Origin of the sequence: Streptomyces sp. NPDC048484, assembly GCF_040651415.1 — a bacterium.
Lineage (GTDB): Bacteria > Actinomycetota > Actinomycetes > Streptomycetales > Streptomycetaceae > Streptomyces.
The window spans coordinates 231,662-256,888 of the sequence record NZ_JBEZJY010000003.1 but is presented as its reverse complement, the minus strand read 5'-3'; the positions used below and the strand labels follow the sequence as shown (position 1 = coordinate 256,888).

The 25,227-nt window shown below is 70.2% G+C and carries 23 protein-coding genes; 14 read left to right on the top strand and 9 right to left on the bottom strand.

Annotated elements, in window-relative coordinates; translation table 11 throughout:
- Positions 1–16: 16 nt before the first annotated feature.
- Positions 17–1,246 carry an acyl-CoA dehydrogenase family protein gene (locus AB0D14_RS04490; RefSeq protein WP_362774521.1) on the bottom strand — a complete coding sequence of 410 codons (1,230 nt, stop codon included), beginning with the start codon at positions 1,244–1,246 and terminating at the stop codon, positions 17–19.
- Positions 1,247–1,415: 169 nt separating this feature from the next.
- Between AB0D14_RS04490 and AB0D14_RS04485 the strand changes: the two genes are divergently transcribed.
- The gene (locus AB0D14_RS04485; protein WP_362774518.1) at positions 1,416–2,060 is read left to right on the top strand and encodes a TetR family transcriptional regulator; all 645 of its coding nucleotides are present in this window, start codon (positions 1,416–1,418) and stop codon (positions 2,058–2,060) included.
- Positions 2,061–2,242: 182 nt separating this feature from the next.
- Here the strand turns inward: AB0D14_RS04485 and def are convergent, their stop codons facing one another.
- Positions 2,243–2,809 carry a peptide deformylase gene (gene def / locus AB0D14_RS04480; RefSeq protein WP_362774515.1) on the bottom strand — a complete coding sequence of 189 codons (567 nt, stop codon included), beginning with the start codon at positions 2,807–2,809 and terminating at the stop codon, positions 2,243–2,245.
- Between the two features lie 143 nt (positions 2,810–2,952).
- Between def and AB0D14_RS04475 the strand changes: the two genes are divergently transcribed.
- The 7 genes from AB0D14_RS04475 to AB0D14_RS04445 all read left to right on the top strand — a co-directional run bounded on the left by AB0D14_RS04475 (position 2,953) and on the right by AB0D14_RS04445 (position 11,005).
- A complete protein-coding gene (locus AB0D14_RS04475; protein ID WP_362774512.1) occupies positions 2,953–4,191 on the top strand; it encodes a MurT ligase domain-containing protein in 1,239 nt (412 codons plus the stop codon).
- 19 nt (positions 4,192–4,210) lie between these two features.
- Positions 4,211–4,939, top strand: coding sequence for a glutamine amidotransferase (locus tag AB0D14_RS04470; RefSeq protein WP_362774509.1), 729 nt, complete (start codon positions 4,211–4,213; stop codon positions 4,937–4,939).
- 165 nt (positions 4,940–5,104) lie between these two features.
- Positions 5,105–6,130: a 6-phosphofructokinase gene (locus AB0D14_RS04465; RefSeq protein ID WP_362774506.1), complete on the top strand. Its 1,026-nt coding sequence runs from the start codon at positions 5,105–5,107 to the stop codon at positions 6,128–6,130.
- 176 nt (positions 6,131–6,306) lie between these two features.
- Positions 6,307–7,257 carry a cytochrome c oxidase assembly protein gene (locus tag AB0D14_RS04460; protein WP_362774503.1) on the top strand — a complete coding sequence of 317 codons (951 nt, stop codon included), beginning with the start codon at positions 6,307–6,309 and terminating at the stop codon, positions 7,255–7,257.
- A 180-nt stretch (positions 7,258–7,437) separates the two neighbouring features.
- Entirely contained in the window at positions 7,438–8,745 is a 1,308-nt protein-coding gene (locus AB0D14_RS04455; protein WP_362774500.1) for a DUF6777 domain-containing protein, read from the top strand.
- 33 nt (positions 8,746–8,778) lie between these two features.
- Complete coding sequence (locus AB0D14_RS04450) at positions 8,779–10,833, top strand: protein kinase (RefSeq protein ID WP_362774497.1); 2,055 nt, start codon at positions 8,779–8,781, stop codon at positions 10,831–10,833.
- Positions 10,834–10,846: 13 nt separating this feature from the next.
- Positions 10,847–11,005, top strand: coding sequence for a hypothetical protein (locus AB0D14_RS04445; protein ID WP_362774494.1), 159 nt, complete (start codon positions 10,847–10,849; stop codon positions 11,003–11,005).
- 52 nt (positions 11,006–11,057) lie between these two features.
- Here AB0D14_RS04445 and AB0D14_RS04440 read toward each other — a convergent pair whose 3' ends face one another.
- From AB0D14_RS04440 to AB0D14_RS04425, 4 genes are all read right to left on the bottom strand, one after another.
- A complete protein-coding gene (locus AB0D14_RS04440; protein ID WP_362774491.1) occupies positions 11,058–12,272 on the bottom strand; it encodes a histidine kinase in 1,215 nt (404 codons plus the stop codon).
- The gene (locus AB0D14_RS04435) at positions 12,269–13,996 is read right to left on the bottom strand and encodes a cation acetate symporter (RefSeq protein WP_362774488.1); all 1,728 of its coding nucleotides are present in this window, start codon (positions 13,994–13,996) and stop codon (positions 12,269–12,271) included. The genes AB0D14_RS04440 and AB0D14_RS04435 overlap by 4 nt, the downstream gene beginning before the upstream one ends.
- Positions 13,997–14,087: 91 nt before the next feature.
- The gene (locus AB0D14_RS04430; RefSeq protein ID WP_362774485.1) at positions 14,088–14,444 is read right to left on the bottom strand and encodes a hypothetical protein; all 357 of its coding nucleotides are present in this window, start codon (positions 14,442–14,444) and stop codon (positions 14,088–14,090) included.
- 11 nt (positions 14,445–14,455) lie between these two features.
- Positions 14,456–15,211 (bottom strand): LytTR family DNA-binding domain-containing protein, encoded by a 756-nt coding sequence (locus AB0D14_RS04425; RefSeq protein WP_362774482.1) that lies wholly within the window; start codon positions 15,209–15,211, stop codon positions 14,456–14,458.
- A 77-nt stretch (positions 15,212–15,288) separates the two neighbouring features.
- On the opposite strand from AB0D14_RS04425, the gene AB0D14_RS04420 reads away from it, so the two are divergent.
- The 3 genes from AB0D14_RS04420 to rocD all read left to right on the top strand — a co-directional run bounded on the left by AB0D14_RS04420 (position 15,289) and on the right by rocD (position 18,094).
- Complete coding sequence (locus AB0D14_RS04420; RefSeq protein ID WP_362774479.1) at positions 15,289–15,777, top strand: Lrp/AsnC family transcriptional regulator; 489 nt, start codon at positions 15,289–15,291, stop codon at positions 15,775–15,777.
- Positions 15,778–16,040: 263 nt separating this feature from the next.
- Complete coding sequence (ddaH, locus tag AB0D14_RS04415) at positions 16,041–16,862, top strand: dimethylargininase (protein WP_362774476.1); 822 nt, start codon at positions 16,041–16,043, stop codon at positions 16,860–16,862.
- A complete protein-coding gene (rocD, locus tag AB0D14_RS04410; RefSeq protein WP_362774473.1) occupies positions 16,859–18,094 on the top strand; it encodes an ornithine--oxo-acid transaminase in 1,236 nt (411 codons plus the stop codon). The genes ddaH and rocD overlap by 4 nt, the downstream gene beginning before the upstream one ends.
- Before the next feature lie 116 nt (positions 18,095–18,210).
- Here rocD and AB0D14_RS04405 read toward each other — a convergent pair whose 3' ends face one another.
- Together AB0D14_RS04405 and AB0D14_RS04400 are read right to left on the bottom strand one after the other, a co-directional pair.
- On the bottom strand, positions 18,211–18,969 hold the full coding sequence (locus tag AB0D14_RS04405; protein ID WP_362774470.1) for a glucose 1-dehydrogenase: 759 nt from the start codon (positions 18,967–18,969) through the stop codon (positions 18,211–18,213).
- Between the two features lie 157 nt (positions 18,970–19,126).
- On the bottom strand, positions 19,127–19,411 hold the full coding sequence (locus tag AB0D14_RS04400) for an Atu4866 domain-containing protein (RefSeq protein ID WP_362774467.1): 285 nt from the start codon (positions 19,409–19,411) through the stop codon (positions 19,127–19,129).
- 139 nt (positions 19,412–19,550) lie between these two features.
- On the opposite strand from AB0D14_RS04400, the gene AB0D14_RS04395 reads away from it, so the two are divergent.
- A complete protein-coding gene (locus tag AB0D14_RS04395; protein ID WP_362774464.1) occupies positions 19,551–20,399 on the top strand; it encodes a helix-turn-helix transcriptional regulator in 849 nt (282 codons plus the stop codon).
- Between the two features lie 75 nt (positions 20,400–20,474).
- Here AB0D14_RS04395 and AB0D14_RS04390 read toward each other — a convergent pair whose 3' ends face one another.
- The gene (locus AB0D14_RS04390; protein ID WP_362774461.1) at positions 20,475–22,748 is read right to left on the bottom strand and encodes a catalase; all 2,274 of its coding nucleotides are present in this window, start codon (positions 22,746–22,748) and stop codon (positions 20,475–20,477) included.
- Positions 22,749–23,069: 321 nt separating this feature from the next.
- Between AB0D14_RS04390 and AB0D14_RS04385 the strand changes: the two genes are divergently transcribed.
- Complete coding sequence (locus tag AB0D14_RS04385; RefSeq protein WP_362774458.1) at positions 23,070–24,191, top strand: FUSC family protein; 1,122 nt, start codon at positions 23,070–23,072, stop codon at positions 24,189–24,191.
- A 218-nt stretch (positions 24,192–24,409) separates the two neighbouring features.
- Positions 24,410–25,132 carry a lysophospholipid acyltransferase family protein gene (locus AB0D14_RS04380; protein ID WP_362774455.1) on the top strand — a complete coding sequence of 241 codons (723 nt, stop codon included), beginning with the start codon at positions 24,410–24,412 and terminating at the stop codon, positions 25,130–25,132.
- Positions 25,133–25,227 lie beyond the last annotated feature (95 nt).

Genomic DNA, 25,227 nt, shown 5'->3' with positions numbered 1-25,227 from the left:
CCCGTCGAAGGTTCCCCTACCGGATCGGCATCCCCGACAGGGTCCGGGCGATCACCAGCCGCTGGATCTCACTCGTACCCTCGAAAATGGTGTAGATGGCGGCGTCCCGGTGCATCCGCTCCACCGGGTACTCCCGCGTGTACCCGTTCCCGCCCAGGATCTGGATCGCCTGCCCGGTGACCTTCTTGGCGGTCTCGCTGGCGAACAGCTTCGACATGGAGCCCTCGGCGGAGGTGAACTGCTTGCCGCTCACCGCCATCCAGGAGGCGCGCCACACCAGCAGCCGGGCCGCGTCGATCGACGTACGCATGTCGGCGAGCTGGAAGGCCACGCCCTGGTTGTCGATGATCGGCCGCCCGAACTGCTCACGCGTCCTCGCGTAGTCGAGGGCCACCTCGTACGCGGCCCGCGCGGTGCCGACCGCCATGGCGCCGACGGCCGGGCGGGACGCCTCGAACGTGGCCATGGCCGCGTTCTTGAACCGCTCGCCGTTGCCCTCCTTGGCCCGCTCACGGGCGCGCGCGAGCCGTTCGTCGAGCTTCTCCTTGCCGCCGAGGAGGCAGGAGCCGGGGATCCGGACGTTCTCCAGGACCACTTCGGCGGTGTGCGAGGCACGGATGCCGTGCTTCTTGAACTTCTGCCCCTGCGACAGACCGGGCGTACCCCGCGGGACGATGAAGGACGCGTGGCCCTTGGAGCCCAGCTCGGAGTCCACGACCGCGACCACGACGTGCACGTTGGCTATACCGCCGTTGGTCGCCCACGTCTTCGTACCGTCGAGGACCCACTCGTCCTTGGCCTCGTCGTACACCGCACGTGTACGCATCGAGGCGACGTCGGAGCCGGCGTCGGGCTCGGAGGAGCAGAAGGCGGCGACCTTGACGTCGTTGGCGTCGCCGTACATCTGGGGGATCCAGGTACCGATCTGCTCCTCGGTGCCGTTGGCGAGGACGCCCACGGCGGCGAGGCCGGTGCCGACGATGGACAGGGCGATGCCCGCGTCGCCCCAGAACAGCTCCTCCATGGCCATGGGGATGCCCAGGCCGGTGGGGTCGAAGTACTGCTGGGCGTAGAAGTCCAGGGAGTAGATGCCGACCTTCGCGGCCTCCTGGATGACCGGCCAGGGAGTCTCTTCCCGCTCGTCCCATTCGGCGGCCGCGGGGCGGATGACGTCGGCGGCGAAGCCGTGGATCCAGTCCCGGACCTCCTTCTGATCGTCGTTGAGCTCCATGGTGAACTCGGCCATGTCCCCTCCAGCGCTGCACTCACGTGTTACTTGCGGTAACGGTAGCCTGTTACTCGTCGGTAGTAAAAGTCAACTCCCTGTTCAAGGTCGGCAGCCCGTTCGAGGCACCACCGGCGCATGGTGTTACGTTGCGCAGGCGTTACCGAATCAGCACGGGTGGGGAGAGCACATGGACACCACGCAGCGGACCGATCAGCAGAGGTCCGCCGACCGCCGACGGCGCGAGCTGCTGGAGGCCGCCGACCGGGTGGTGCTCCGCGACGGCCCGGGCGCTTCGATGAACGCCATCGCGGCGGAGGCGGGCATCACCAAGCCGATCCTCTACCGCCACTTCGGCGACAAGAGCGGACTCTACGCCGCCCTCGCCAAGCGCCACACCGACGCCCTCCTCGGAGCACTGCGCGCCGCGCTGGACGCGCCCGCCGAGCGCCGGGAACGCGTGGAGGCCACACTCGACACCTACCTCGCGGCGATCGAGGCCCGCCCGCAGGTGTACCGCTTCCTGATGCATCCGTCGGAGGGCGGCCCGCAGAGCGACCAGGGCTTCGGCGTGGGGGCGTACTCCTTCCCGCTGCTGCGCCGCATGGGCGAGGAACTCGCCGATGTCATAGAGGAGCGCGTCGATCTCGGCCCGAACAGCCAGCAGTTGGCCCGCGTCTGGGGACACGGCATCGTCGGCATGATGCACGCCGCCGGCGACTGGTGGCTGGGCGAACGCCCCTGCGGCCGTGCCGAATTGGTCCGCGCGCTGGCCGACCTCCTCTGGGGCCGCCTGGCAGCGGCGGGCGACAAGGCGGGCGGCCCCGGCTTCTGACCCACCGTGCGGAACCTCGGGGCGCGGGGAACGGCGCAATCTCGACCTCTCGCCTTCGGGGGCACGTGTCCTCGGGGACGCGGGGCCGTAGCGATCCATACGGCTCCGCATCGACATATGCGGCTCCGCCGCGGGGCACGACCGGCCACAGCGAACCCGCGGGCGACCACCGACCGCGCCCCTCACCCCGTCAGCCCGCCGTCCCTCGCCCCGCTCCCCCAAGGCGCGCGTCCCGCCTGCCACATGACGCGCCGTCGCCGCCACCCCCGAACCCGATCCACGTACAACCCACCGTCAAGGTGATCGCACTCATGCTGCAGGCACCGGGCGAACCACCCGCTGCCGTGCACCCGCACAGGCCCCCCGTCCACGGTGACCCCCTCCACCACGGCATGGTCGTACCGCTCGGTGCCCGCCTCAAGACCCGGCAGCGACAGACACCCCTCGGGCCCGCGCAGCACCACCCCGTCCACCTCGACCAGCCGCGGGTTCACCACGTGCCCCACATGCCGCCGGTCGTCGTCATCGGGGCAGTCGTATACGAAGACCCGCAGCGACTCACCGACCTGGTTCGCGGCCAGGCCGACCCCCTCCGCCGCGTACATCGTCGCGAACATGTTCTCGACCAGTCCCGCCAGTTGAGGACCGAACTCCGTGACTTCTTCACACCCTGCGTGCAACACGGGGTCGCCGAGCAGGGACAGGGGAAGGACGCGCCCTCGGGCGCCTGGGATCGAGCCGTGTCGCATGGCCGCAAGGGTACGGTCCTCCATGTCGCGCGGGCGCCGGAGTGGTGCCGCGGTTCGGGCCTGCGAGTGGATCTCGGTAGGCTGAGGGTCACACGTTGCCGGGGGCAGTGCGCGGCGCCGTACGCAAGGAGGATCGGGAACTGATGGCAGGCAACTCGGACCCGCTGTCACCGCGGGCCAAGCTCGCCGTGACAGCGGGCAAAGCGGTCGCGGCGGCGTCACGTGCCGCGGGCCGCGGCAGCGGGTCGGTGATCGGCGGCCGGGTGGCGCTCAAACTCGACCCCGATCTGCTGGCCAGGCTCGCCCAGCACCTGGATGTCATCCTGGTGTCGGCCACGAACGGCAAGACCACCACCACACGGCTGATCGCCGAGGCGCTGCAGGCCGCGGGGCCCGTCGTGTCGAACGCGCTGGGCGCCAACATGCCCGCCGGCATCACCTCGGCGCTGGCCGGCGGCTCGGAATCACGGTTCGCCGTCATCGAGGTCGACGAGAAGTACCTTTCCGGGGTGGCGCGGGACACGGATCCCAAGTGCATCGCCCTGCTCAACCTCTCGCGCGACCAGCTCGACCGCGCCGCCGAGACCCGCATGATGGCCGAGCACTGGCGCGAGGGCCTGGCCGGGTCCAAGGCCGTCGTGGTGGCCAACGCCGACGATCCGCTGGTCGTCTGGGCCGCGTCCTCCTCACCGAACGTGGTGTGGGTGGCCGCCGGCCAGATGTGGAAGGACGACGCCTGGTCCTGCCCGTCCTGCGGCGGTGTGATGCAGCGCCCCGGCGACGACTGGTTCTGCGGCGAGTGCGGTTTCCGCCGCCCCACGCCGAGCTGGGCGCTCTCCGGGGACCACGTCCTCGACCCGCACGGTTCGGCCTGGCCGATCCACCTCCAGCTGCCGGGCCGCGCCAACAAGGCCAACGCCGCCTCGTCGGCCGCCGTGGCCGCCGTCTTCGGCGTACCGCCGCAGGTCGCCCTGGAACGCATGTACCAGGTACAGGCCGTGGCCGGACGCTACGACGTGGTGCAGTTCCTGCAGCGCGACCTGCGTCTGCTGCTCGCCAAGAACCCGGCGGGCTGGCTGGAGACGTTCTCCCTGATCGATCCGGCGCCGACCCCGGTGATCCTGTCGGTGAACGCGCGCGGCGCCGACGGCACCGACACCTCCTGGCTGTGGGACGTCGACTACACCCGGCTCACCGGCCACCCGATCTTCGTGCTCGGCGACCGGAAGCTCGACCTGGCCGTGCGTCTGGAGGTCGCGAACCAGTCGTTCCAGGTGTGCGAGAACCTCGACCAGGCGGTGCAGTTCGCACCGCCCGGCCGGATCGAGGTCATCGCGAACTACACCGCTTTCCAGGACCTGCGGCGTCGTGTCGGCAACTGAACCCCGGAGGACGAAGAGAATGAGTGACAACAGCCTGCGGCTGGTGTGGATCTATCCGGACCTGCTGAGCACGTACGGCGACCAGGGCAACGCGCTCGTCGTCGAGCGCCGGGCCCGCCAGCGCGGTCTGGACGTGGCCCGTCTCGACGTACGCAGCGACCAGCCGATCCCCACCTCCGGCGACATCTACCTCATCGGCGGGGGCGAGGACCGGCCGCAGCGGCTGGCGGCCGAGCGGCTGCGCCGCGACGGCGGCCTGGAGCGCGCGGTCGGCAACGGCGCGATCGTCTTCTCGGTGTGCGCCGGCTACCAGATCCTCGGCCACGAGTTCATCAACGACCTGGGGCAGCGGGAGCCGGGCCTCGGGCTGCTCGACGTGACCTCCACGCGCGGCGAGGGCGAGCGGTGCGTCGGTGACGTGTTCGGCGAGATCGACGCACGCCTCGGTCTGCCTCCGCTGACCGGCTTCGAGAACCACCAGGGCGTCACGCACCTCGGCCCCGGCTCCCGCCCGTTCGCGAACGTGCGCCTCGGCAAGGGCAACGGAACGGGCGACGGCACGGAGGGCGCGTACAACGACACGGTCTTCGGTACGTACATGCACGGGCCGGTGCTCGCCCGGAACCCGCTGATCGCGGATCTGCTGCTCAAGCTGGCACTCGACGTCAACGCGCTGCCGCCGATCGACGACCGGTGGTACGAGGCGCTCCGCTCCGAGCGCATCGCGGCCGCTCAGCAGCCGGCCTGACCCCACCGGGACAGCCCATCCGGCGGCGTGTCCGCTCACTTGTGCGGGCACGTCCAGCAGGCGGACGCACCCTGCGGAGCCGCCCCCTGCCGCCGGTAGGGTGGCGGCGTCCAGCCGGACAGCGTGGTCCGGTTCCCGGCCCACGTTGAGAAGGTATTTCGGGCTATGCGCATTGGTGTCCTCACGTCCGGCGGCGACTGCCCCGGTCTGAACGCCGTCATCCGGTCCGTCGTACACCGCGCCGTCGTCGACCACGGCGACGAGGTCATCGGCTTCCGGGACGGCTGGAAAGGCCTTCTGGAAGGCGACTACCTCAAGCTCGACCTCGACGCGGTGAGCGGCATCCTGGCTCGCGGCGGCACGATGCTCGGTTCCTCCCGGGTCCAGCCCGCGCATCTGCGGGACGGTGTGGAGCGGGCCAGGGGCCATCTTGAGGAACTCGGGCTCGACGCGATCATCCCGATCGGCGGCGAGGGCACGCTCAAGGCGGCCCGTCTCCTGTCGGACAGCGGTCTGCCGATCGTCGGCGTGCCGAAGACCATCGACAACGACATCGCGGTCACGGATGTCACCTTCGGCTTCGACACGGCCGTGGGTGTCGCCACCGAGGCCCTCGACCGGCTGAAGACCACCGCCGAGTCCCACCAGCGCGTCCTGATCGTCGAGGTCATGGGCCGCAACACCGGCTGGATCGCGCTGCACTCCGGTATGGCCGCGGGCGCCCACGCGATCGTCGTACCGGAACGGCCTTTCGACATCGCGGAGTTGGCCGCCAAGGTCGGGACACGCTTCTCCGCGGGCAAGAGGTTCGCCATCGTCGTCGTCGCGGAGGGCGCGAAGCCCCGCGAGGGCACGATGAGTTACGACGAGGGCCGCAAGGACATGTACGGCCACGAGCGCTTCGCGGGCATCGCCCGGCAGCTCTCCATCGAGCTGGAGGAGCGCCTCGGCAAGGAGGCCCGTCCGGTGATTCTCGGGCACGTCCAGCGCGGAGGGACGCCGACCGCGTACGACCGTGTTCTCGCGACCCGGTTCGGGTGGCACGCGGTGGAGGCGGTACATCGGGGTGAGTTCGGCAAGATGACCGCGCTGCGGGGGACCGACATCGAGATGGTGTCCCTGGCGGAGGCCGTGGAGACGCTGAAGACCGTTCCGCAGGAGCGGTACGCCGAGGCGGAGTGCGTTCTGTGACGTACGGGTGAGAGCTCGGTCCTGCGGGTGGACGCCGACCGCGGGTCGTGTGTGGCTGATCGCGCAGTTCCCCGCGCCCCTGAAAGAACCTGCCCCCGGCCGCGAGGCCTGCCGGGGGCGGTTCTAGTCTGGGTGGGACAGACAGCGCTCAAACAGTACGAAACAGGAGCCGGCGGATGGATCACAGCGGGCACGGCACGACCATGGATCTGCCGCCGTTCACGCTGGGGCGGGGGCTCGAATGGTCCCCGGACCCGTTCTTCCTCGTCGCCTGCCTGGTGGGGCTCGCGCTGTACGGGTGGGGTGTGGTGCGGCTGGTGCGGCGCGGTGACGCGTGGCCGGTCGGGCGGACCGTGTCATTCGTCGTCGGCGTCCTGAGCGTCATGCTGGTGCTCTGCACCGGGCTGAACGACTACGGCATGGTCATGTTCAGCGTGCACATGGTGCAGCACATGGTCATCAGCATGCTGTCGCCGATCCTGATCCTGCTCGGCGCGCCGATCACCCTCGCGCTGCGTGCGCTGCCGACCGCCGGGCGCGACCGCAAGGGGCCGCGCGAGCTGCTTCTGATGTTCCTGCACAGCAGGCTCATGCGGGTCGTCACGCATCCGGCGTTCACCATCCCGCTGTTCATCGCCAGCCTGTACGCGCTGTACTTCTCCCCGATCTTCGACTTCCTGATGGACTCCAGGGCGGGCCACATCGCGATGATGTGCCACTTCCTCGCCGTCGGCCTGGTGTTCTTCTGGCCGATCATGGGCGTCGACCCCGGCCCGCACCGCCCCGGCTATCTGATGCGGATGCTGGAGCTGTTCGCCGGGATGCCGTTCCACGCGTTCTTCGGCATCGCGTTGATGATGGGATCCGAGCCGATGGTCGAGACGTACAAGAACCCGGCCGCCTCGCTGGGCATCGACGCCCTCGCCGACCAGACCGCGGCGGGCGGCATCGCCTGGGCCTTCAGCGAGATCCCGTCCGTGCTCGTGCTGCTCGCGCTGCTCTTCCAGTGGCACCGCTCCGAGGAGCGACAGGCACGGCGTTCGGACCGCGCCGCCGACCGTGACGGCGACAAGGAGCTTGAGGCGTACAACGCCTATCTGGCCACTCTGAACGCACGCGGTCGCTGAGCCTCTTTTCTCCTTTTGGTCACTCCGCACACTTTGATAATTCCCCTTGACTGAAAGGCTTTTCTATTCAGTAGCATGATGCGTGACGCCCTGCTTCCGTTCTGCGGGAGTCGGGGGAACCGCCGCCGGGGGGAGCGGGTCATGACAATTCATGCATGCATACTGAGGACCGGAAAAACCGTGGTCCGAAGGCTTGCCGTTCTACTGGCCGCGGCGTTGATCCTCAGTGGATGCAACCCACAACAGCGCCTGGTCGCGGTGAGGGCCGTCGCAGCCGGAATACCGTCACTCGCACCTTTTTTCGAAGAGGACGGATCGCTGGGCAGAGACCGCAAGGACGTCAAGCCGGAGCAACCGCAGAGCGGCCTGCAACAGGGCAACACTCCTGGTCTGTACGGGGGCACGCAGGACCAGAAGGTCTGTGACGTCGAGCGGCTCAAGGATTTCCTCACGGATCCCAAGAACCGGCAGAAAGCCCGGGAATGGGCGCGGATCGTGGGCATTACGCCTGATCGGATCGATGGATACATCGACGACCTCACACCGGTCCTGTTGCGTCACGACACCCTCGTGAAGAACCACGACTACAAGAAGGGCAAGGCGGTCCCCTACAACTCGCTGCTGGAGGCGGGGATCGCGGTTCTGGTGAACGCTCAGGGACTTCCCGCCGTGAAGTGCTCGTGCGGAAATCCGCTGAAGGCCTTCGACAAGGATCCCGATCCCGAGAAGATCTCGGTCAAGTTCGAAAACGGCAACAAGAAGTGGTCCGGCTACGAGAAGTCCGACGTGGTGACCGTCAAGCCGTCGCCCCAACCGCTGGAGCGGATCGCCCTGCGGGACGTGGACGATCCCGGCGTCGGCATCAACCGTCCGGTCGGCAGCACGGGCGACGACGACGCCACGTTCGACACGACGGAGGAGCAGAATGTGCCGCCCGTGGTGGGGAAGACCTTCGCCGAGGCGAGCACGGAGCTGTCCGAGCATGGACTGGCGGTGGCGTATCCGGAGGAGCTCCCGTCGCCTGACGCACAGGTGACGGGCTCCGATCCGGAACAGGGGACGCCGTTGCAGTTCGGGGCGTCGGTGGCGCTGAGCATGGCCGGAGACGACGGCGAGGAGACGGGGTCACCCACGGAGGACCCGACCACCGGCGAGCCGTCATCGGGCACGTCCACCGCAGAGACCCCGAGCTCCAGTGGGCCTTCGGACACCCCGACGACAGGCCAGCCCACCACGAAGGTGCCCACGCCGGACGACCCGCCGGCCCAGACCGTGCCGAGTACGCCGCCCACGGTCGGTCCCACATCCGTCGGCCCCACATCTGCCGCTCCCACGTCCGCCGCCCCCACTCCGGTGGAGCCCACGAGCAGCGGACCGGTATCCAGCGAGCCGGTGTCGAGCGGGCCCGCCCCGCCCGGCGAGTCGGGCACCGGCGGATCAAGCACTGGCGGCTCGGGCACCGGCGGAGCGGCCACGAGCCCGGCATAGGCCTACACGGAGCGGAACCCCGGGAGTGACCGGATGGCATCAGGAACACCGCAGTCGGGCGTCGGCCGGGTCATCGCCGGCCGGTACCTTCTGCTGAACCAGCTGGGCAGTGGCGGTATGGGCCACGTCTGGCTCGCCTACGACCAGCGGCTGGCCTGCGAGGTCACGCTCAAGGAGATCGTGTTCCGCGACCCGGACGGGGCGGACGACGACCGCCCGGCCCGGGTCGCCCGGGCCCGCGCGGAGGCCCGGCACGCCGCGGGCCTGCGCGGCCACCCGCACGTGGTGACCGTGCACGACGTCCTGGAGCACGAGGGCCTGCCCTGGATCGTGATGGAGTACGTGGCCGGGGCGCTGGATCTCAGCGCGCTGGTCGCCCTGCGCGGGTCCGTGGCCCCCGCCGAGTGCGCCCGCGTCGGACTCGCCGTGCTGGACGCGCTGACCGCCGGTCACGAGCGCGGCGTCATGCACCGGGACGTGAAGCCCGCCAACATCCTCCTCGCCCCGGACCGCGCGGGGTCGCCGTACGCCCGTGTCCTGCTCACCGACTACGGCATCTCCGTGCAGCCCGACGGCGACGAGACCCGGTGGACGCTGACCTCCGCCCTGGTGGGCACCGCCGGCTATCTGGCGCCCGAGCGGGCCCAGGGCGGGCCGCCCACCGCGGCCGCCGACCTGTTCTCGCTGGGCTGCACGCTCTACTACGCCGTCGAGGGATACGGCCCCTTCGACCGGGAGTCGGGGCTCGCGTCCCTCACCGCCGTCGTCCTGGAGGAGCCACGCCCCATGCTGCGCGCGGGAGCGCTGGAACCGCTCCTGTCGGCCATGCTCACCAAGGACCCGGTCCACCGGATCACCGCCGAGGCGACCGAGGCCACGCTGTCCGCGATCCTGACGCCCCAGCCGCATCCCCGGACCCAGCTCGACCCGGGTTCGCAACCGCCGTGGGCGGGCGAGAGCACCCATACGGCCTCTCGTCGCACTCCGCCGAGCACACCTGGCACGCCACCACCGGCTCCCGGCACCCCGCAGAGCCACGGGGGCGGCTCGCCGCAGTGGTACGGGCCGTCCGCGGGGCAGGAGTCGTCCCCGGTTTCGGCTCGCCAGGAGAGCCCTGCCGCCTGGCCTCCCTCGCAGGGGGTCCCCGTCGCCCGGCCTTCCGGGCAGGCCCCGGCCCCGTCGTGGTCCACCGGGCAGGGCTACGGCCCTCCCTCAATTCCTCCGGCCCCCGGCAGACGCCGCCGCAAGCGCAACCGCGTCCTGCCTGTCGTACTGGGGACCGCGCTCGGACTGGCTCTCGCGGGCGGAGGGGGCTGGTACGCCATGGCGAACCTGCTGGATGGACACACCAGTGATGGTGACAGCGGCAGAAAGCCGTACGGAGACACCATCGGGCTCTCCCGGCCCCTCAAAGACGGCGACTGTGTCACGGCCGACTGGCGGAGCTCACCCCCCTTCAGCGGCCAGCAGCCGGGGCTTGAGGTCCTGGAGGAATGCCGCAGCAACAGCACCGAGGGCCAGGTGATGGCGGTTTTCAAGGTGTCGTCGGCGGACGAGGCCCGCTCCCGTGGAGCTGCCGAGTGCGCGCAGCGCACCGAAACAACCCGCGAGAGCCTCGCGGCCGTGAAGTCCTACGCCGTACTCCCGACCACGAACGGCCTCGGTGCCGCCGAGCACCGCGTCGCCTGTCTCCTGCTGGACTCGAACGACGAAGGTGCGCTTTTCGGCCCGCTCGGTAACCACCGCACGATGGGGACCCTGTTCAAGGACACGGCCACCATGCAGAAGCACGACTGTCTCGACAGGGTCACCAACAACAGGGCCAAGCTGGTCTCGTGCAACGGTCCTCACCAGCAGATCGTGCTCGACTTTCTGCAGATGAGCCGGGACACGGACCTGAAGGAGGCAAAGGACCAGGCGCCCGAGGCCTGTCAGAGCAACATGCCGCCGAACAACTACGGCCATGATCCGAACACGTACGAATCTGCCGCCTGGGTGGGCAAGAGCGCCTGGGACTCCGGCACACATCTCGTGGTCTGCACTGCAATTCGCCAAGACGGGGGCACCATGGATGAGAACAAACCATGAGGAGGGTGTTGCGATGCCCGGTTCCACGAAGACCATGGGAGTGCTCACCGTCGGCAGCCTGGTGATGGTCACGGGCTATACGGTGGCGCTCGGCAGCAGCGGCTGGCTGTGGTTCGGCTGGGTGGTGCTCGGCCTGATCACGCTGGCAATGGTGGCGTCACGCCCCACCTGACGCACCCCGCGAACGAGTCCCCCGCAAGGCCCCGCGGCCTTTTCCGGGGGACTCATTCGCGGGGCAGCGGTCCTGCCGAGTGCACGCCCGGCTGGTATTTCGGCAACCGGGCGGTGATTTTCATGCCCGCGCCCAGTGCGGTCTCGATGACGAGGCCGTAGTCGTCGCCGTACACCTGCCGCAGGCGGTCGTCGACGTTCGACAGCCCGATGCCGTCCGAGGAGCTGGCCTCGCCGGCCAGGATGCGGCGCAGCCGGCCGGGGTCCATGCCCGGGCCGTCGTCCTCGATGACGACGAGCGCCTCGGCCCCCGCGTCCTGCGCGGTGATGCTGATACGGCTCTTGTCGACCTTGCCCGAGCCGCCTTCCAGTCCGTGTTTCACGGCGTTCTCGACGAGCGGCTGCAGGCAGAGGAAGGGCAGGGTCACCGGCAGCACCTCGGGGGCGATCTGCAGGGTGACCGAGAGGCGGTCGCCGAAGCGGGCCCGCACCAGCGCCAAGTAGTGGTCGATGGCGTGCAGTTCGTCGGCGAGGGTGGTGAAGTCGCCGTGCCTGCGGAACGAGTAGCGCGTGAAGTCGGCGAACTCCAGCAGGAGTTCGCGGGCCCGCTCGGGGTCGGTGCGCACGAACGAGGCGATCACCGCGAGCGAGTTGAAGATGAAGTGCGGGGATATCTGGGCCCGCAGCGCCTTGATCTCGGCCTCGATCAGCCGCGTGCGGGACTGGTCGAGATCGGCGAGTTCCAGCTGGACCGAGACCCAGCGGGCGACCTCTCCGGTGGCCCTCACGAGTACGGCGGACTCGCGGGGCGCGCAGGCGACGAGCGCCCCGTGCACCCGGTCGTCGACGGTGAGCGGTGCGACGACAGCCCAGCGCAGCGGGCAGTACAGCTCGTCGCAGACGAGGCGGAAGGCCTCCCCGCGGCCGGTCTCCAGGGGGCCGCCGATCCGCTCCATGATCTCGTCCCGGTGGTGCTCGCCGACACCTTCCCAGGCCAGCACGGTGTCCTGGTCGGTGAGGCAGAGGGCGTCGGTGCCGAGCAGGGTGCGCAGCCGTCGCGCGGACTTGCGGGCCGTCTCCCCGGTCAGGCCCGCCCGCAGCGGGGGCGCGGCGAGCGACGCGGTGTGCAGGGTCTCGAAGGTGGCGTGCTCGACGGGGGTGCCGAGGTCGCCGGGGCTCGGTGAGTGCGCGGTGCGCCGGCCGAACCAGAAGCCGGCCGCCAGCAGCGGGAGAACCGCCACACAGAGTCCCGCCAGAAAACCGATCATGCCTTGGCCTCCGTACGTACCTGTCCGCCGGCCAGTTCCTCCGGCAGATGGAACCGGGCGAGGATCGCGGCCGTCCCGGCCGGTACCCGCCCGGGTGTCGCCAGCGAGACCAGCACCATCGTGAGGAAGCCCAGGGGCACCGACCACAGCGCGGGCCAGGCGAGGAGCGCGTGCAGCGAGCCCGTGCCCGGGAAGCCGGCCATGGTCGCCGCGACCGCGAGGAGCGCCGAGCCGCCGCCGACGAGCATCCCGGCGGCCGCGCCCGGCGGAGTGAGCCGGTGCCACCAGATGCCGAGGACGAGCAGCGGGCAGAACGACGAGGCGGACACCGCGAAGGCGAGCCCCACGGCGTCCGCGACCGGCAGTCCGCCCACGAGCATGCTCGCCGCGAGCGGCACGATCATCGAGAGGACCGTGCCGAGGCGGAAGTGCCGTACGCCGCGGGTGGGCAGGACGTCCTGGGTGAGCACGCCCGCCACCGCCATGGTCAGGCCCGAGGCCGTGGACAGGAACGCGGCGAAGGCCCCGCCGGCCACCAGCGCGCCGAGCACGTCGCCGCCCAGTCCGCCGATGACCCGGTCGGGCAGCAGCAGCACGGCGGCGTCGGCGTCCCCGGTCAGGGTGAGTTCGGGGGCGTACAGGCGGCCCAGCGCGCCGTAGACCGGCGGCAGCAGGTAGAACGCGCCGATCAGGCCGAGCACGGCGACGGTGGTGCGGCGCGCGGCCACGCCGTGCGGGCTGGTGTAGAAGCGGACGACGACGTGCGGCAGCCCCATGGTGCCGAGGAAGGTGGCGAGGATCAGTCCGTACGTGGCGTACAGCGGGCGTTCCTCGCGGCCGGCGGCGAGCGAGGTGGACATGCCGCCGTTGCCGCCGCGGTCGGCCGCGGGCACGGGGTCGCCCTTGGTGAAGGCCAGCCGGGTGCCCCGCTCGATGCGGTGGACGCCCGCGGGCAGTTCGACTCGCTCGTCCTCGTACCGGATGCCGTCGACCGTGCCGTCCGCGGTGACGGTCAGCGGCCCGTCGAGTTTCAGGTCGAGTCCGGTGTCGATCCGTACGACCCGGTGCTCGCGGAACATGGCGGGTTCGTCGAAGGCGTGGCGCGGGGCGCCGTCGTCCTGCCAGGCGAGGACGAGGAAGAGCGCGGGGACAAGCAGGGCGGTGAGCTTGAGCCAGTACTGGAAGGCCTGGACGAACGTGATGCTGCGCATGCCGCCCGCGGCGACGGTCGCCACCACGACGACCGCGACGATGACGCCGCCGAGGGACTTGGACGCCCCGGTCAGCACGTTCAGCGTCAGTCCCGCGCCCTGGAGCTGGGGCAGGAGGTACAGCCAGCCGATGCCGACGACGAAGACACCGGCCAGCCGGCGCATGCCCTGCGAGGCGAGCCGTGCCTCGGCGAAGTCGGGCAGGGTGTACGCGCCGGAGCGGCGCAGCGGGGCCGCGACGAAGATCAGCAGGACGAGATAGCCGGCGGTGTAGCCGACGGGGTACCAGAGCATGTCCGGGCCCTGGACGAGGACGAGGCCCGCGATGCCGAGGAAGGAGGCGGCGGAGAGGTACTCGCCGCTGATGGCGGCCGCGTTCAGCCGGGGGCCGACCGTGCGTGAGGCCACGTAGAAGTCGGAGGTGGTGCGTGAGATGCGCAGGCCGAAGGCGCCGACGAAGACCGTCGCGACGACCACGAGCGCGACCGCCGGAACGGCGTAGTTCTCGTTCACGGGCTCAGTGGTCCTCGGTCTCGGTCTCGGTCTCGGTCTCGGAGTCAGTCACGATCTCGGTCACGGACTCGATCACGGACTTGGTCACGGCTCAGCGGTCCTCGACGAGCCGGACGAAGTCCTTCTCGTTGCGGTCGGCGCGGCGCACGTACCAGCGGGCGAGCAGCACCAGCGGCGGGTAGACGCAGAAGCCGAGCACGATCCATTCGAGGCTCGAACTGTCGCCCATCACCGTGAACACCAGGGGCAGCGGACCCACGAGGAGGATGAGTACGGCGAAGACAGTGAGCGCGGCCCGCAGTTGGCTGCGCATCAGGGAGCGGACGTAGGTGTGGCCGAGCGTGGTCTGCTCGTCGATCTCGGTCCGCGGCCGGTAGCGGCTCAGCGGGCGCGTTCGGCGCGGCGGCCCGGTGACGACGACCCGGCGGTCGGTGGGGTCGTGGGGCAACTCCGGCCTCCTCAGCTCGCGGTCCGGCGCATCAGCAGGTCCCGCAGTTCGCGTGCGTGACGGCGGCTGACCTGTAGTTCGACCGAGTCGACCAGGACGCTCACCGTACCCGCGTCCAGACGGAGCTCGCTGATGTGACCGAGAGCGACGAGATGGCGGCGGTGGATGCGGACGAAACCGCGCGAGCGCCAGCGCTCTTCGAGGGTGGAGAGGGGGATGCGCACGAGGTGGCTGCCCTGGGCGGTGTGCAGCCGCGCGTAGTCGCCGTGGGCCTCGACGTGGGTGATGTCCTCGACGGCGACGAAGCGGGTGACCCCGCCGAGCTCGACGGATATGTGGTCCGGGTCGGGTTCGTGCACGGGTATCAGCGGGGCGGCGTCCATCTGCTCGACGGCCCGGCGGACGGCCTCGGCCAGCCGTTCCCTGCGTACCGGCTTCAGGACGTAGTCGACGGCCTTGAGGTCGAAGGCCTGGACCGCGAACCCCTCGTGGGCGGTGACGAACACGACGAGCGGCGGCTTGGCGAACCCGGCGAGCAGCCGCGCCATGTCGAGACCGTCGAGACCGGGCATCTGGATGTCGAGGAACACGACGTCGATGCCCTCGTCGCCACCGGGGCCGCTGTCCAGGGCACGGTTGATCCGGCGCAGCGCCGCTGTGGCGTCGCTCGCGCCCTCGATACTGCTCACCCGTGGATCGGCGTCCAGCAGATAGAGCAGCTCCGCGAGGGAGGGTGGTTCGTCGTCGACGGCAAGGGCGCGCAGCATGAACCCGCAGTGTAGGAGCAATCCGTACGCCTGCACATGCGGCGGGCAAGGTCGTCGGCGCTGGATACAGTGCCCGCATGAGACCCACGTCCGCGCCCTTCGACGATCTCGACCGGAAGATCGTGACGGCTCTGATGGCGAACGCCCGCACGAGCTTCGCCGAGATCGGCACGGCGATCGGACTGTCCGCCACGGCCGTCAAGCGCCGGGCCGACCGGCTGCGCGAGACGGGCGTGATCACCGGGTTCACGGCGACGGTGAAACCGGCCGCGCTGGGCTGGCGTACGGAGGCGTACGTGGAGGTGTACTGCGAGGGCGCGGCACCGCCCCGGCGGCTCGCCGAGGTGGTGCGCAACCATCCGGAGATCACGGCCGCGATGACGGTGACCGGTGGCGCGGACGCGCTGCTGCATGTGCGGGCCCGCGACGTGGAGCACTTCGAGGAGGTGCTCGAACGGATCAGGGTGGAGCCGTTCATCCGCAAGACGGTCAGCTTCATGGTGCTGTCGCATCTGCTGCCGGAGAGCCCGGAGGCGGGAGCGAACCTGCCCGCTCCGGAGGCGTGAGGACGTCGGATCCCGTTCCGGAGGCGTGAGGACGCCGGATCCCGTTCCGGAGGCGTGAGGACGCCGGATCTCACTCCGGAGCGGTGAGTCCGGGGCTTCTTCCACCCATTCGGACCAACCACGCAACAAACGTGCGTCGAACTGCCCCAACACGCAGTGTTTCTGCGGCCGTACGCAATCCCTGATTCTTGTCGCAGCACTCCCCCGCTTCCTACCGTTGAGGCATTCCACTCGACACCGCAGGAAAGCGGAGGAACCCCTCTGTGCCCGTGAGCCGTGTGCCGCGCCCCAGACGATTTCTGGTCTGCGAACCCAGACACTTCGCCGTGCAGTACGCCATCAATCCCTGGATGCATGAGGACACACAGGTCGACGTCGATCTGGCCCGGGGCCAATGGGCGGAGCTGATCCGCGCCTATCGCGCCCACGGCCACACCGTCGACAGCGTGGAACCGGTCGCCGGTCTGCCGGACATGGTCTTCGCCGCGAACTCGGCGCTGGTCGTGGCCGGCCGGGTCTTCGGCTCGCTCTTCCACGCACCGCAGCGCCGCCCGGAGTCGACCGCCTACGAGACGTGGTTCAAGAACGCGGGCTTCGACGTCTACCGCCCCGAGTCGGTGTGCGAGGGCGAGGGGGACCTGGTCCTCGTCGGACGCCATCTCCTGGCCGGCACCGGATTCCGTACGGAACGGGCCGCTCATCACGAGGTGCAGGAGTTCTTCGGCGTCCCGACGGTCAGCCTCCAGTTGGTGGACCCGCGCTTCTACCACCTCGACACCGCGCTGTTCGTGCTCGACGACGGACCCGAGGCGAACATCGCGTACTACCCGGACGCCTTCTCCCCGGGCAGCCGCGAGGTGCTCCGCCGGCTCTTCCCGGACGCGGTGATCGCCACCCACGAGGACGCGATGGTGTTCGGGCTGAACTCCGTCTCGGACGGCCGCCACGTCTTCATCGCGCCGCGCGCCGAGGCCCTCGCGGGCGAACTCGTCCGCCACGGCTATGTTCCCGTCCCCGTCGACCTGTCGGAGTTCCAGAAGGCCGGCGGCGGCATCAAGTGCTGCACCCAGGAGATCCGCTCATGACTGTCGCGCCCAGCCGTTCCCTGCGCTCGTCCGCCGATCTGATCCGCGCCGAGGAGCCCGTCCTCGCGCACAACTACCACCCGCTGCCCGTGGTCGTCGCACGCGCCGAGGGCACCTGGGTCGAGGATGTCGAGGGCCGCCGTTACCTCGACATGCTGGCCGGTTACTCGGCCCTCAACTTCGGGCACCGCCATCCGGCCCTGATCGAGGCTGCACACCGCCAGCTCGACCAGCTGACGCTGACCTCGCGCGCCTTCCACAACGACCGGCTGGCCGGGTTCGCCGAGTCCCTGGCCGCGTTGACCGGCCTGGACATGGTGCTGCCGATGAACACGGGCGCCGAGGCCGTGGAGAGCGCCATCAAGGTGGCCCGCAAGTGGGCGTACGACGTGAAGGGCGTCGCACCGGACCGGGCGACCATCGTGGTGGCCGCGGACAACTTCCACGGCCGTACGACGACCATCGTCAGCTTCTCCACCGACGAGACGGCCCGCGCGGGGTTCGGGCCCTTCACGCCGGGTTTCCGCGTGGTCCCGTACAACGATCTCGCCGCGCTCGAAGCGGCCGTCGACGAGACGACCGCGGCCGTGCTGATCGAGCCGATCCAGGGCGAGGCCGGGGTCGTCATCCCGGACGACGGCTATCTGCGGGGCGTGAGCGAGCTGACCCGGCGGACCGGGTGTCTCTTCATCGCCGACGAGATCCAGTCGGGCCTCGGGCGCACGGGCCGCACTCTGGCCGTCGAACACGAGGAGGTGGTCCCGGACGTGCTGCTGCTCGGCAAGGCACTCGGCGGGGGCATCGTGCCGGTCTCCGCGGTGGTCGCGCGGCGCGAGGTCCTCCAGGTGCTGCGGCCGGGCGAGCACGGCTCGACGTTCGGCGGCAACCCGCTGGCCGCTGCGGTCGGTTCGGCCGTGGTGGAGCTGCTGGAGACCGGTGAGTTCCAGCGCAGGGCCGAGGAGTCGGGCGTGGTGCTGCGGAAGGGGCTGACGGCTCTCCTCGGCAAGGGCGTGCAGGCCTTTCGCGCACGCGGGCTGTGGGCGGGCGTCGACATCGACCCCGCCGTCGGTACGGGCCGCGAGATCAGCGAGGCCCTGATGCGCGAGGGGATCCTCGTGAAGGACACGCACGGGTCGACGATCCGGCTCGCCCCGCCCCTCACGATCACGGACGAGGAACTACGAACAGCTCTCGGCGCCCTGGAGACAGTCCTGAGGACAGGGGCGTCCTGAGGGATCGACCGGCCGGCCCCGGGGGCGCCCCCGGGCTTCCACGTGCGCGGACCGGGTGGGCCGCGCCGTTGACGCATTCACGGCAGGCCCACGTGGACGTCGTACGGCCGGGTTGTTCAGTGCGCGGTGAGCCCGCCGTCGACCACCAGCTCCGAGCCGGTGACGAACGAGGAGTCGTCGCAGGCCAGGAAGAGGATCGCGGGGGCGACCTCGTCGGCGCGGCCGGCTCGGAGCATGGGGGTGCGCTGGATGTCCGGCTGCTGGTCGCCCTGGTCGTCCAGGAGGTCCTGGATCATCGGCGTGGCGATCACCCCGGGATGCACCGAGTTGATCCGTACTCCCTGCCGGGCGTACTCGACCGCGGCGGTCTTGCTCAACAGGCGCACGGCCCCCTTGGACGCCTGGTAGGCCGCAGCCGCACCGCTTCCCACCAGGCCGAGTACTGACGACGTATTGATCACCGACGCGTTGCCGCTCGCACGCAGGAGCGGCATCGCCGCCTTCATGCCGAGCCATGTGCCCTTCTGGTTCACGTCGATGACGCGGTCCCACGCCTCTTCCCGCGTGTCCTCGATACCCGGCCAGTCCAGGATGCCGGCGACGTTCACGAGCACGTCCAGCGTTCCGAACCGCTCGCGTACGACGGTGATCACTTCGTCCCACTCCCGTGCGGAGGAGACATCGAGGCGGGCAGCGACGACCTCCGCGCCGCGTGCCTCGATCCGGTGGGACAGCTCCCGCAGGGGGCCTTCGGCGATATCGGTGATCACCAGCCGGGCGCCTTCGCCGGCGAAGAGCTCGGCGGTCGCTGCGCCGAGGCCGCCGGTCGCGCCCGTGATCAGCGCGACCTTGCCGTCAAGTCGTTGTCCTGTCATGGATGTGGTCCTGATTCTCGTTGCTGTCGACTGACTGTTGTGTCGGGTGACTGTTGTGTCGGGTGACTGTTGTGTCGGGCCTTCCTGGTCCGCCGACGGCGGAGTCGCCCCCCCCGACACCAGGGCGGTCACGGGCCCGGCCCTCTCTACGGCCTCTCTACGGCTGCTTCTGCTCCCGGTAGAGCACGAGGTGCTCGTGATAGAGCACTCCGTCCCGGATGTCGCCCGTGGCGGTGAAGCCGGTGTCGTCGACGTAGTCCAGGTGGTTGCCGGCCACCGTGTACCGGCCGGTGTACGCGCTGGCGCGCTCACCGCGGGCTTCGTCGTACCGGCCGTCCGGCAGCAGCTCCTGGCGGATGTGACCATTCGCGGTCACCCACACCCCGACCACGTCGACCTGGTCAACGTGGTCGACGTGGTCGCCCTCAACGGTCCCGGCCATGGCGGACTCCTCTCCTCGAACGATGTGGTCCTTTCCGCTCCACCGAGTCTGGGCAGGTCACCGGCCATCAACCAGGACGCGTGCTGCCTGGGCATGGCACACCCAGGCAGCGCACCGAGCCCTCGCCTAGCCTGAACACATGGACGACAACCACCTGGGAGACTTTCTGCGCGCACACCGCGACGACCTGCGGCCGGAGGACGTCGGCATGGCGAGTCACGGGCCCCGCAGAGTCGCCGGACTGCGCCGCGAGGAGGTCGCCGTCCTGGCCGGAGTCAACGCCGACTACTACACCCGCCTGGAACAAGGCCGCGAGCGCAACCCCTCACCTCAGGTGATCGACGCACTCAGCCGCGCACTGCACCTCGACACGGACGCCCGCGCGCACTTGTACCGGCTGGCCGGGGCCACGCCGAACGACCGGCCCTCCGCCCAGGCCACCGAGCGGGTGAGCCCAGCGCTGCGACAGCTGATGGACGGCTACCCGAACACTCCAGCGTTCGTCATGAACCGGACCCTGGACCTCCTCGCCGCCAACGCCCAGGCCGATGCCCTCTACGCCCCGTTCGATCCGGCGGACAACCTGGCCCGCATGACCTTCCTCGACCCCGCAGGCCGCAACTTCTACATGGACTGGGACCGGGCAGCACAGGCCACCGTCGCCAACCTCCGCGAGGCAACCGGATTCGACCCGGACAACCCACGGCTGCGCGAGCTCGTCCGCACCCTCACCAAGGACAACGCGGACTTCGACCGGCTCTGGAACGCCCACACCGTGCGTGGCAAGACCCGGGACGCCAAACACCTCCTCCACCCGGACGTCGGCCCCCTCACCCTCACCTACCAGGCTTTCGACGTACGCGACGCCCCCGGCCAGCAGCTCGTCATCTACCACGCCGAACCAGGCAGTCCCAGTGCCCAGTCCCTCAATCTGCTCGGTTCCATCCACGCCACCCGCCGCCGGCCCGCCCCTCAATCCCACCGCTGATCAGCCGACGGAACACGGAGAGTGCCCCTCCAGGCCGAGGCCGCGACCGGGTCCGGGACCAGGTCCGGGTCCGGGTCAGAGCGCCGTCCCGAAGCGGTCCCACACCCGGTGCTCACCCAGGAACCGGGTGATCTGCTCCAGGGCGCCCGAGCCACTGTCCGCGGTCACCACACCCGCGGCCCCCGCAGGGACCCCCGCGGCCGCCAGCACCGCGTCGGCGCCGGCCCAGCCGCCGATGGCCTTCCCGTGCCGGAAGGCCTCCGTCAGCATCAGCGACACCCGCGGATCCGCGACTCCGTCGGACGCCGCCGCATCGCCCGCCTTGGCGTCGCGCACGCCGAAGGCGTCCTTGCCCGGCCCGGGGACGCCTGCCACCAGGATGGCGTCGAACTCCACCGACCGGGCGGTGGCGAAGGTGCGCTGCACCTGGAGGGGCTCGCCCTCCGTATCGAGCTTCCCGCCGGTGGGCGCGATCACCAGCGGGACCATGCCGGCGCCCAGGACCGCCTCACGCACGGTGCGGACGCCGTCGATGTCGCCCTGCCCGTCGGTGACGATGCCGATGATCCGCCCGTCCAGCGGCCAGGTCCCGCCGATCTGGGAGAGGGCGGGGCTGGGGTCGGCCGCCACGAGCGGCACGGTCGCCCGGGGCGCGGGCAGACCGAGACCGGTGGCGACCTGCTCGCACAGCTCGGGGTCGATGTTGGCGAGGACCTTGAGCGCGCGCTCCTTGACCGCCTGCTCGTAGCACTTGTTCAGCTCGAAGGTGTACGCGGCGACGATGTGTTCGCGCTCCACCGGCGTCATGCTGAGCCAGAACAGCCGGGGCTGGCTGAAGTGGTCCGAGAACGACGCCGGGGCCTGGCGTTCCTTGTTCGCCCGCTCCACCTCCACCGGCGTCTCGATGTATGCGCGGGTGCCGGCGCCCGCCAGGAACGGGCAGCCTCCGTCGAGCGAGTTGGGCCGGTAGGGCGCCGTGCCGGTGTGCACCGCCGTCTGGTGCATGCCGTCCCGCAGCATGTCGTTGACGGGGGCGTGCGGGCGGTTGACCGGGATCTGCCCGAAGTTCGGCCCGCCCAGCCGGCTGATCTGCGTGTCCAGATAGGAGAAGAGCCGGCCGGCGAGCAGCGGGTCGTCGGTGACGTCGATGCCGGGCACGAGGTGGCCGGGGTGGAAGGCGACCTGCTCGGTCTCGGCGAAGTAGTTGGTCGGGTTGGCGTTGAGCGTCAGCAGACCGATCGGCTGCACGGGGGCCAGCTCTTCGGGGACGATGTTCGTCGGGTCGAGCAGGTCGATGCCCTCGAAGGTCTGCTCGGCGTTGTCCGGGAAGGTCTGGATACCCAGCTCCCACTGCGGGTACGCGCCGGCCTCGATGGCGTCGGCGAGGTCGCGCCGGTGGAAGTCCGGGTCCATGCCGCCCGCGATCTGCGCCTCCTCCCACACCAGGGAGTGCACGCCGAGCTTCGGCTTCCAGTGGAACTTCACGAGCGTGGTGGAGCCCTCGGCGTTCACCAGCCGGAAGGTGTGGACGCCGAAGCCCTCCATCATGCGGTAGGAGCGCGGAATGCCCCGGTCGGACATGTTCCAGAGCGTGTGGTGGGTGGCCTCGGGGTGCAGGGTCACGAAGTCCCAGAAGGTGTCGTGGGCGCTCTGTGCCTGCGGGATCTCACGGTCGGGGTGCGGCTTTCCGGCGTGGATGATGTCCGGGAACTTGATGGCGTCCTGGATGAAGAAGACCGGGATGTTGTTGCCGACCAGGTCGAAGGTGCCCTCGGCGGTGTAGAACTTCGTCGCGAAACCCCGGGTGTCACGCACCGTGTCCGACGAGCCGCGCGAGCCGAGCACCGTGGAGAACCGCACGAACACCGGTGTCTCGGCCCCGTCAGCGAGGAAGGCGGCCTTGGTGACCTTCGCAGCGGTGCCGTAGCCCTGGAAGATGCCGTGCGCGGCGGCGCCCCGGGCGTGCACGACCCGCTCCGGGATGCGCTCGTGGTCGAAGTGGGTGATCTTCTCCCGCAGGTGGTGGTCCTGGAGGAGGACGGGGCCGCGGGCGCCGGCCTTCAGGGAGTGGTCGGTCTCGTACAGCCGGTTTCCCTGGGCCGTGGTCAGATAGGCGTCCCCCTGGGCCCGTACGTCCGGGTCCGCGCCCGTCGGCCGACCGGTGGGGCCGACGTTCCCGGGTGCGCCCTGGTCGGACTTGGGCGGCAGTGGTGCGTGCGGCTCGGTCGGCTCGACGACCGGGGGCGTGCTCGCTCCGGGCTTGCCGGGGACCCCGTCCTCGGGGCCCTCCCCGCGCAGGGCGTCGGCGGCCTTTTCCGCCACGGCCTTCAGCGGGTTCTTCTCCTTCATCGCGCCTCCAAGCGTCGGGGAGACGGCTGAGTACCCCCGGCTCCCTGGGTGAACCGTCGCTTCCGGGCCGATCGCGGCCCCCTCCGCCGAAGGAGCGGCCAACCGTGGTCCGCTTTTGGCGCCCGAGTCCCCTTTCCGCAGTTTCCGACACTCCGCGCGCGGGGAAAGCATCCCTTCCGCAGTGCCGGGGAGACGGCGAAGGCCCGGCCCGACGGCCGTCGCGTGCGTCTTCGGGCTCCGGGTACTCGGGCCGGACGCCCCGTCCCTGGAACACCTGGGGTTGGTGGTCGCCCGCGAAGGCCGAAGGAAAGGAAGCATCACGTGTGGCACGCCGTCACCTGGGAGGCCGCCGCCATCGGGCGTTCGGTTCGCAGGTCCGTCACGGAGTCCGGGTCGGAGCGCGACACGGCGATCCAGTCCCTCAAGGCAGCGGGCGCCGCACTGCTGGCCTGGGCGATCGCCGGCTGGTGGTGGACCGCGCCGATGGCGCTCCTCGCGCCGTGGACCGCGCTGTTCCTGGTGCAGAGCACCGTCTACCGCTCGCTGCTGTCCGCCCTGCAGCAGGTCGTGGTGGTCGTCACCGGCACCCTGCTCGCCGCCGGCGCGCTCGCTCTGACCCACCACACGATGGCCGCGATGGCGTTGGCCCTGCCTCTCACCGCGCTGCTCGGCAACTACGCACGGCTCGGCTCCCAGGGCTTCTACGCGCCGACGGCCGCGCTGTTCGTGCTCGCCTACGGCTCGTCCAGCGGCCTCGACATCCTGCACCGGATCCTGGAGACCCTGCTCGGCGCGGCCATCGGAATCGCCGTGAACGCCGGTGTCCGCCCGCCGGTCCACTCCCGTCACGTCCACCACCTGCGCAGCCGACTGCCGCAGGACTGCGCCGACTTGCTGCACACGGTCGCCGACGGAATCGAGGCGTCGTACGACAAGGAGCGGGCCCGCGACTGGTACGACAGCGCGGTGCGGCTGGCCGACGTGATGACGGAGCTGCGGACCGCGCGCCGCTGGTCGGACGAGAGTTTCCGCTTCAACCCGGGGCGCGTCCTGCGCCGTTCCGCGAGCACACCGCCGCCCACCCACTGGGACTTCACCTGGGACCGGATCACCGAGCACATCAGGGCGATCACCCGCTCGCTGTACGAGGCCGTCTCGCTCCCGGACCACGTACCGGACATCCTGTCGCCGCTGCTGCGGTCGGCCGGTGACATCCTCGCCTCCCGGGGCGACGCGGTCGGCGAACGCCGCCGTGCCATGGAAACGGCGACCACCGTCCATCACCGGCTGGCCTCGGAACTCGCGGACAGCGGTCGCGAGACCGCGCCCGCACTGGGTGGCCTGACGGCGGACACCCAGCGGCTGCTGGACGACCTGTCCACGGTGGTCGGCACGTGGGACGGTGACGCCTCGCGGGGCGACCGGCAGTCGAGCCCCGGGTAAGCGCCTGATCCTTTCCGGGGGCCGTCGGAGGACGTCGGGAACGAGCCACCCGCCGCGGCGGGTGGGTGGTGCCGCACGATGGCATCGGGCCAGCATGAGTCCGAACAGAGGCGGTTACGGGGCGCGGTGCCTGCACATACACTGGCGTCCCGCAGCACACCTCTTGACCAGCTAGAACACGGCGGTTGAGCCGATCCGGCGAAGCGAGGAGCGACCCGTTGTTCTATTACGTTCTCAAGTACGTGATTTTGGGACCGCTCTTGCGGCTGGTCTTCAGGCCCCGGATCGAGGGCCTGGACCACGTACCGGCCACCGGAGCGGCCATCGTCGCGGGCAATCACCTGTCATTCGCGGACCACTTCCTGATGCCCGCGATCCTCAAGCGGCGCATCACGTTCCTCGCCAAGGCCGAGTACTTCACAGGGCCCGGCATCAAGGGCCGGCTGACGGCGGCCTTCTTCCACAGCATCGGGCAGATCCCGGTGGACCGCTCCGGCAAGGAGGCGGGCCAGGCGGCGATCCGTGAGGGGCTCGGCGTGCTGAGCAAGGACGAGTTGCTCGGCATCTACCCGGAGGGCACCCGCTCGCACGACGGCCGCCTCTACAAGGGCAAGGTCGGCGTCGCGGTGATGGCGCTGAGGGCCGAGGTGCCCGTCGTCCCGTGCGCGATGATCGGCACCTTCGAGGCCCAGCCCCCGGGCCGGAAGATCCCGAAGGTCCACCCCGTGGCGATCCGCTTCGGCGAGCCCCTCGACTTCTCCCGCTACGCCGGCATGGAGAACGAGAAGGCGATCCTGCGCGCGATCACTGACGAGATCATGTACGCCATCCTCACCCTCTCCGAGCAGGAGTACGTGGACCGGTACGCGGCCGACGTGAAGGCGGCGGAGGCCGCCGAGAAAGCGAAGGCGCGCAAGTTCCCGCGCCTGCCGCAGCGTTGACGCTCTGCCGGACGGGGCTCCTGAGTCGCGGAGCATGAGACACGAAGAGGGGGGCGGCCTTGAGACGGCCGCCCCCCTCTGTTTTCAGGTGCCTG